Annotated in this window: 7 protein-coding genes; 1 reads left to right on the top strand and 6 read right to left on the bottom strand. The window is 68.9% G+C overall.

Going from position 1 to position 6,550, the window contains the following annotated elements:
* Positions 1 to 450 precede the first annotated feature (450 nt).
* From ACIQF0_RS47085 to ACIQF0_RS47065, 5 genes are read right to left on the bottom strand one after another with little or no spacing between them, the layout of a single operon-like run.
* Positions 451 to 951: a GNAT family N-acetyltransferase gene (locus tag ACIQF0_RS47085; protein ID WP_401041473.1), complete on the bottom strand. Its 501-nt coding sequence runs from the start codon at positions 949 to 951 to the stop codon at positions 451 to 453.
* Complete coding sequence (gene ligA, locus ACIQF0_RS47080; protein ID WP_401041475.1) at positions 944 to 3,076, bottom strand: NAD-dependent DNA ligase LigA; 2,133 nt, start codon at positions 3,074 to 3,076, stop codon at positions 944 to 946. The genes ACIQF0_RS47085 and ligA overlap by 8 nt, the downstream gene beginning before the upstream one ends.
* Before the next feature lie 25 nt (positions 3,077 to 3,101).
* Positions 3,102 to 3,755 (bottom strand): hypothetical protein, encoded by a 654-nt coding sequence (locus ACIQF0_RS47075; RefSeq protein ID WP_401041471.1) that lies wholly within the window; start codon positions 3,753 to 3,755, stop codon positions 3,102 to 3,104.
* A gap of 5 nt (positions 3,756 to 3,760) precedes the next feature.
* The gene (locus ACIQF0_RS47070) at positions 3,761 to 4,318 is read right to left on the bottom strand and encodes a YdeI family protein (RefSeq protein WP_401041470.1); all 558 of its coding nucleotides are present in this window, start codon (positions 4,316 to 4,318) and stop codon (positions 3,761 to 3,763) included.
* Positions 4,315 to 4,836: a hypothetical protein gene (locus ACIQF0_RS47065; RefSeq protein ID WP_360048790.1), complete on the bottom strand. Its 522-nt coding sequence runs from the start codon at positions 4,834 to 4,836 to the stop codon at positions 4,315 to 4,317. The genes ACIQF0_RS47070 and ACIQF0_RS47065 overlap by 4 nt, the downstream gene beginning before the upstream one ends.
* Before the next feature lie 64 nt (positions 4,837 to 4,900).
* Here ACIQF0_RS47065 and ACIQF0_RS47060 point away from each other — a divergent pair, with 64 nt between their 5' ends.
* Positions 4,901 to 5,380 carry a GNAT family N-acetyltransferase gene (locus tag ACIQF0_RS47060; protein WP_401041468.1) on the top strand — a complete coding sequence of 160 codons (480 nt, stop codon included), beginning with the start codon at positions 4,901 to 4,903 and terminating at the stop codon, positions 5,378 to 5,380.
* Here ACIQF0_RS47060 and ACIQF0_RS47055 read toward each other — a convergent pair.
* On the bottom strand, positions 5,367 to 6,527 hold the full coding sequence (locus ACIQF0_RS47055; RefSeq protein WP_401041467.1) for a hypothetical protein: 1,161 nt from the start codon (positions 6,525 to 6,527) through the stop codon (positions 5,367 to 5,369). The genes ACIQF0_RS47060 and ACIQF0_RS47055 overlap by 14 nt on opposite strands.
* Positions 6,528 to 6,550: the final 23 nt, after the last annotated feature.

Here is a 6,550-nt window from a genome sequence, read left to right as displayed (position 1 = left end):
GCCCAAAGCAACAGGCGTGCCATCTACCCGCGTGTGGCGCGGACCCCCCGATCAGATTGCCGGGGGTCTGGGGGCAGAGCCCCCAGGGGAAGCACCCAACGCAAGCTGCCCGCCCGCACGGCGACCCACCCGCAAGCTGGCCGCCCGCAAGGTGACCCACCCGCAAGGTGACCACCCACAAGGTCGCCACGCACAAGGTCGCCACGCACAAGGTCGCCACGCACAAGGTCGCCACGCACAAACCAACCACCCGCAAGGTGACCACCCACAAGGTCGCCACCCACAAACCAACCACCCGCAAGCCAGCCACCCGCAATGGTCGCGGCCCTCAAGTCCGCGGAACGCACCGAAAACGCACGCTGACGCAGGCGTCCCCCCGATCTGAGACCCCCTACAACTCAACCTACTCAGAGGGTCCGACAAGATCGGCAGAAGACATGTCCACCCTGCTCAGAGCGGGATCCCATACGCGTAAGCCCGCAGGTCCACACCCGGCAGCGGCGACCAGTCGCGGTCCGGCAGCCGCGTGAACCCCAGCCGCTCGTACAACCGGTGCGCCGCCAGCATCTTCTCCGACGACGACAGCACGACGTGGGTCGCGCCGGCCTCGCGCGCCTTGTCGACCACCGCGCGCACCAAGGTCTCGCCCACGCCGCGGCCGCGCGCTGCCGCCGTCACCGCCAGCATGCGGAACTCCAGCTCGCCCGGCCTGGAGATCTCGGCGTAGGGCGTGCCGGGGTGCACCACCGTCACCGAGCCCAGGACGGTGCCGGACTCGTCCTGGGCGACGAGCAGGTCGGCGTCGCGGAAGCGGGAGGCGGCGTCGGCGAGGACGGTCGCGTAGTCGTCGTGGGCGCCCACGAAGCCGTCCGCTCGGTACGCCTCGACCGTCACGGCGCCGACCGCGGGCAGGTCGGCCTCCGTTGCCGGGCGAATGATCAGATCAGCCATCTGCGCCTTCTTCCACTGAGTCAGCTTCGACGGGAAGGGCCACCTCCCTCGCCGCGTCCGGCCCTTGTTCCAGCAGGACGCGAAAGCCGGCCTCGTCGAGGACCGGGACCTTCAGCGAGACGGCCTTGTCGTACTTGGATCCTGGCGAGTCGCCGACCACCACGAAAGCGGTTTTCTTGGAGACCGAACCCGCCGCCTTGCCGCCGCGGGCGAGGATCGACTCCTTGGCCGAGTCGCGCGAGTACTCCGTCAGCGAGCCGGTGACCACGATGGACAGACCTTCGAGGTTGCGCACGATGGACGCGTCGCGCTCGTCCTCCATCCGCACTCCCGCAGCGCGCCAGCGCTCCACGACGCCTTGGCGCCACTCCGTTTCGCGCCACTCGACCACGGCCGTCGCGATGGTCTGACCGACGCCCTCGGCACCGGCGAGCGCCTCTTCGGGAGCCTCGATGATCGCGTCCATCGAACCGAACTGCTGCGCCAGCGCGCGGGCGGCCGTCGGGCCGACGTGGCGGATCGACAAGGCGACCAGAACCCTCCACAGAGGACGCTCCTTGGCCGCCTCCAGGTTGTCCAGCAGTTTCACCGCGTTCGCGGACAGCTCGCCGTTCTTCGTCGTGAAGCGCTCGACCTGCCGCAACGCCTCGGCGTCGAGGTCGAACAGGTCGGCCTCGTTGGTGTAGATCGTGGACTCGGTGATCGCGGCGGCCGCCTCGTAGCCGAGCACCTCGATGTCGAGCGCGGCGCGGGAGGCCAGGTACGCCAGGCGTTCGCGCAGCTGGCCGGGGCACGTCTCCGCGTTGGGGCAGCGGATGTCGACGTCGCCCTCCTTCATGGCCCGCAGCACCGAGTTGCACTCCGGGCACCGGGTCGGCATCTCGAACTCGCGCGCGTCGGCGGGGCGCGCGGCCAGCACCGGGCCGAGCACCTCGGGGATCACGTCGCCCGCCTTGCGGATGACGATCCGGTCGCCGATCAGCACGCCCTTGCGCTTGACCTCGGACCCGTTGTGCAGCGTGGCCCGCGCGACCGTCGAGCCGGCCACCTTCACCGGCTCCATCAGCGCGAACGGCGTGACGCGGCCCGTGCGGCCGACCTGGACCTGGATGTCCAGCAGCGTGGTGGTGGCCTCTTCCGGCGGGTACTTGTAGGCGATGGCCCACCGCGGCGCGCGGGACGTGGTGCCCAGGCGCCGCTGCAGCGAGACCTCGTCGACCTTGATCACGAGGCCGTCGATCTCGTGGACCGCGTCGTGCCGGTGCTCGCCCCAGTACTCGACCTTCTTGCGGACGTCCGCCGGGTCGGTGAGCACCTCGGTGTGCGGCGACGTCGGCAGGCCCCACGCCTTCAACGCCTCGTAGGCGAGCGACTGGCTGGCCACCTCGAAGCCCTCGGTCTTGCCGATGCCGTGGCAGATCATCCGCAGCTTGCGCGACGCCGTGACCTTCGGGTCCTTCTGCCGCAACGACCCCGCCGCGGTGTTGCGCGGGTTCGCGAACGGCGGCTTGCCCTGCTCGACCAGCGAGGCGTTCAGGGCCAGGAAGTCCTCCACCGCGAAGAAGACCTCGCCGCGCACCTCGACGAGCTCCGGCACCGGGTACTCGGCGGAACCCTTCAGCACCACCGGAACGTCCGCGATCGTGCGGACGTTCAGCGTGACGTCCTCGCCGGTACGGCCGTCGCCACGGGTGAGCGCCCTCGTCAGCCGCCCCTTCTCGTACAGCAGGTTGATCGCGAGGCCGTCGATCTTCAGCTCGCACAGGAAGTGCGTGCCGGAGCCGATCTCCTTCCCGACGCGCTCGAACCAGCCCGTCAGCTCGTCCTGCGCGAAGACGTTGTCCAGGCTGAGCATGCGCTCCAGGTGGTCGACCGCCTTGAACTCGGTCGAGAACGTGCCGCCGACCAGCTGCGTCGGCGACTGCGGCGTCGCGAGGCCGGGATGCTCGGCCTCCAACGCCTCCAGCTGCTTGAGCAGACCGTCGAACTCACCATCGGTGACGATCGGATCGTCCAGCACGTAGTAGCGGAACTGGTGCGAGCGCACCTCTTCCGCGAGCACGGCATGCCGCTCGCGGACCTCTGCCGGGACGTCTTCAAGGCTCTCGCTGGTCACGTCCCACAGCTTAGTGACCAGGTCTGACAGTTTTTCAGCGCTCGGTTTCCCCGGCGAGTTCCCTGACCAGAGAACGCAGTTCCAGCAGGCTGATCGTGCCCTGCGGCTCCAGCTCCGCGGTCTCCACGCGCCGCAACCGCTCCCCCGCCAGCCGCTCGCCGAGAGTGACGTCCAGCGGCAGGAACGTCATCGTCTGCCGGTGCTGGTCGCTCAGGTCCGCGAGCGCCGGGTGGTAGACCGCGACGTCCACGACGTCACCGTCCACCTGGGCCACCACCCGGTAGTCCCCCAGCCGCATCCGCACCTGGCCGAGGTTGATGATCACCTCGGTCGGGTCCGGCACCGGCGGCACCGAGTCGTGGAACTCCCACACCATGTCCGACGGCGGCGCGGCGGCGATCCACGCGTCGGTGTACGGGCGCAGCCTCGGGTCTTCCTGACCGGTGACCACCAGCGCGTACATCGCCATGTGGCCCTGTTCGAGAGAGAACATGAGGTCCGGGTGCAACGAACTCACGAGGTCCCGCAGCTCGTCCTCGACCCGGTGCGGTTCGCCGTCCCCCAGCGCCGCGCTGACCACCGGTACCAGCTCGAACCACCGTTCCCAGAACCGTTGTGCGGCTTCCTCGGCGTTCGGCAGGTGGGCGGGGACGACGTCTTCGGCTTTGCTGCGGCGGAACCACTTCATGATTCTCAACTGTAGAGCTTGCGCCCCTCGGCCAGCATTTCAACGAACTGGGCGATGCGCCTCTGCCGCGTCTCGGGCCTCTTCGCGTCGTGAATGCGCAGCAGCACGGCATACCTGTTCTGGCTGTTGAGCGTCTTGAAGAACTCGGCCGCCTTGGGATTGGCCTCCAAAGCCGCGGTGAGGTCGTCCGGCACCTCGATCGTCGCCGGACCCGCGTAGGCCGCGTCCCAGCGTCCGTCCGCTTTGGCCTTCTCGATCTCGTTGAGCCCGGCCGGCAGCATCTTGCCCGCGGCGATCAGTTCCTCGACCTTGCCGCAGTTGCGCTTGGACCACTTGCTCTTCGGCCGTCGGGGCGTCCACCGCTGCGAGTACCAGGTCTCGTCCACGGACCGGGTGAGTCCGTCGATCCACCCGTGGCACAACGCGATGTCGAGCGCCTCTCCGTAGTTGATCGACCTGATCCCCGAGCCCTTCTTGGCGAACTTGATCCACAGCTCGGTCTCGCTGGAGCCGTTCTCGTGCAGCCACGCGTCGAACTGCGCGGGTTCCTCGAAGACGATCAACGCACCCTCCTCAGGCAGAGCGTCATGTCCTCATAGGGAACACCGAGTTCGGCCTCTTCGGGGCAACTTTCTTCGGCTATGTCGACGACCTGCACGTTCACCCGCGGCGCCGCGCAGTCGAACTTGGACACGACGGACCTCTGCAGATCGTCGGTGTCGAGCTCGAAGCAGTCGCCCCGCGCGGCGTTGGGCATCAGGCACAGGGCGGCGTCGTGCCTGGTGTCGCGCAACACCTTGTAGTCACCGCGCGGGCACTCCGCGCTGGTCTCCGTCAGCACGGTGCCGACCTTCAACGCGGCCCGGCCACCGCCGCAGTCGACGACGGTGAGGCCCAGATCGTTCTCACCGGGGCCGTTGAACCGCACGCAACTGCCCTTCTCCGCCTTGGAGTAGTCGGTGAGGAACATGGATTCCGGTGCCGACTGGGCAGGTTCGTCGGTTCCGCTGAACGCCCACCACACGCCGAGATAGGCCAGCACGGCAAGTACGCACACCATCAAGGTCTGTCTCACGACCACGCTGCGGAGTATGGCGGCGAAAACTCAGTGGCGCGCGGCGACGGGTTTGGCCACAGTGCGCCTCATGCTGATCCGGCGGGAGACGCCCGCAGACATCGACGCCATCCGCACCGTCACCGATCTCGCGTTCAAGAACGGGCCGGAAGCTCCGCTGATCGACTGGCTGCGCGCGGACGAGGGCTGGATCCCGGAGTTCTCGCTGGTGGAGGACGGGGTGCTCGGGCACGTCGTGTGCTCGCGGGGGTACGTCGACGACGTGCCGGTGCTCGGGCTCGGGCCGATCGCCGTGCATCCCTCGCACCAACGGGCGGGGATCGGGTCGGCGTTGGTGCACGCGGTTCTGGGTGCGGCGGAGGCTCGGGGCGAACTCGCGGTCATCCTGTTGGGTGACCCGAAGTACTACTCGCGGTTCGGGTTCCGGCTGGCGTCGGAGTTCGGGATCACGCCGCCGGTTTCCGCGTGGGCGCCGCACTTCCAGGCCCGGCTGTTCGGTGACGTGCCCGCGGGGGCGTTCCGGTACGCGGAGCCGTTCAACCGGCTTTGAGCACCTTGCCTTCGGCCGTGCGCGCGTAGACCGTGCCGTCTGCCTGTGCGGACACGGTGTCGATGAAACGGCCTTCGCCCAACGGTTCCCAGGTCGTGGTGAGGCGGTTCAGGCGTCCGTCGATCAGGGTGTAGATGCCGACAGTTCCGTCTGGACGGAGCACCGCTTCGGGTGAGGCGTCGAGGCCCTGGGCGAGCTCGCGCCACGTGCCTGCGGCGGCGGCCATGAGCTTGGTGCCGGAGCGGACGTAGACGGCCGCGGACCCGTCCGGGTAGGCGATCACGGACGGTTTGCCGGTGGCGAACCCGGCCGGGCTCACGGACTGCCAGCTCGCGGCCTGCCGCTTCGGAATCGATACGGACTCACCGGCCCCCTGGGGGGATCCACCCCCCATCCCAATCATCTCAAGCGGGTCTGACATTTTCGCGACGCTGCCGTCGGCCAGCACCGCGTACAGGTCGACCGTCCCATCAGGACGGAGCACCGCCTCGGGGTCTCCGGCCACGCCCGAAGCCACCGGCCGCCACGCCCCGTCGACCAACGCCACGACCTCCCCGCGAGCCGTCCGGGCGAACACGAACCGGCCGGCCACCGAAGGACGTCCGACGAACACACCCGAGGTGCTCAGCCGCACGCCATCGGCCCAGACGTCGCCGTCCTCCACGACGTAGACCCCACCGGCGACCTCGGGACCGCCCTGCCACGCCTGCCGCAGCATCGAACCCGCGCGCGCCTCCGCCTGGTCGTACCGCTCCGGGCAGCACGACCGCTGCACGGCATCGGCGAGCCGTCCCGCCGAGAGATCCGGCCGGTCTACGCGCACCGCGTACTCGAAGAACCGGCCCGCGGCGTAGGAGACGTCCATGATCTGCTCCGGCGCGCCCCAGCCCATCGACGGCCGCTGCTGGAACACGCCCAGCGAGTCCGCGTCGCCGCAGTCGAGGTTGTTCATGTGCGACTCGACCCACCCGGCCTCGAACCCGGCGAGCATCACCTTGTCGCTCACGCCCCGAGAAAGACCGACGGCGTGCACGACACGGATGACGTCCGCGTCGTGCACGCCGGGAACTCGGCAGGACACCTTCACCGGCAGCGCATGCGCCGTACCGGCCGTGAGCAGCAAGAAGACCAGCGCGAGCCTGAGCACAAGTCCGAATTGGACACCCAGGC

This window comes from Lentzea sp. NPDC092896 (assembly GCF_044754905.1).
GTDB lineage: Bacteria > Actinomycetota > Actinomycetes > Mycobacteriales > Pseudonocardiaceae > Lentzea.
Note: the sequence above shows the minus strand (reverse complement) of the source record. Positions and strands in the feature narration are given on the sequence as shown.

Bases quoted from the DNA above. Each gene is read 5' to 3' on its own strand.
- ACIQF0_RS47085 (WP_401041473.1), bottom strand. From the start codon at position 951: ATGGCTGATCTGATCATTCGCCCGGCAACGGAGGCCGACCTGCCCGCG.
- ACIQF0_RS47075 (WP_401041471.1), bottom strand. From the start codon at position 3,755: ATGAAGTGGTTCCGCCGCAGCAAAGCCGAAGACGTCGTCCCCGCCCAC.
- ACIQF0_RS47060 (WP_401041468.1), top strand. From the start codon at position 4,901: ATGCTGATCCGGCGGGAGACGCCCGCAGACATCGACGCCATCCGCACC.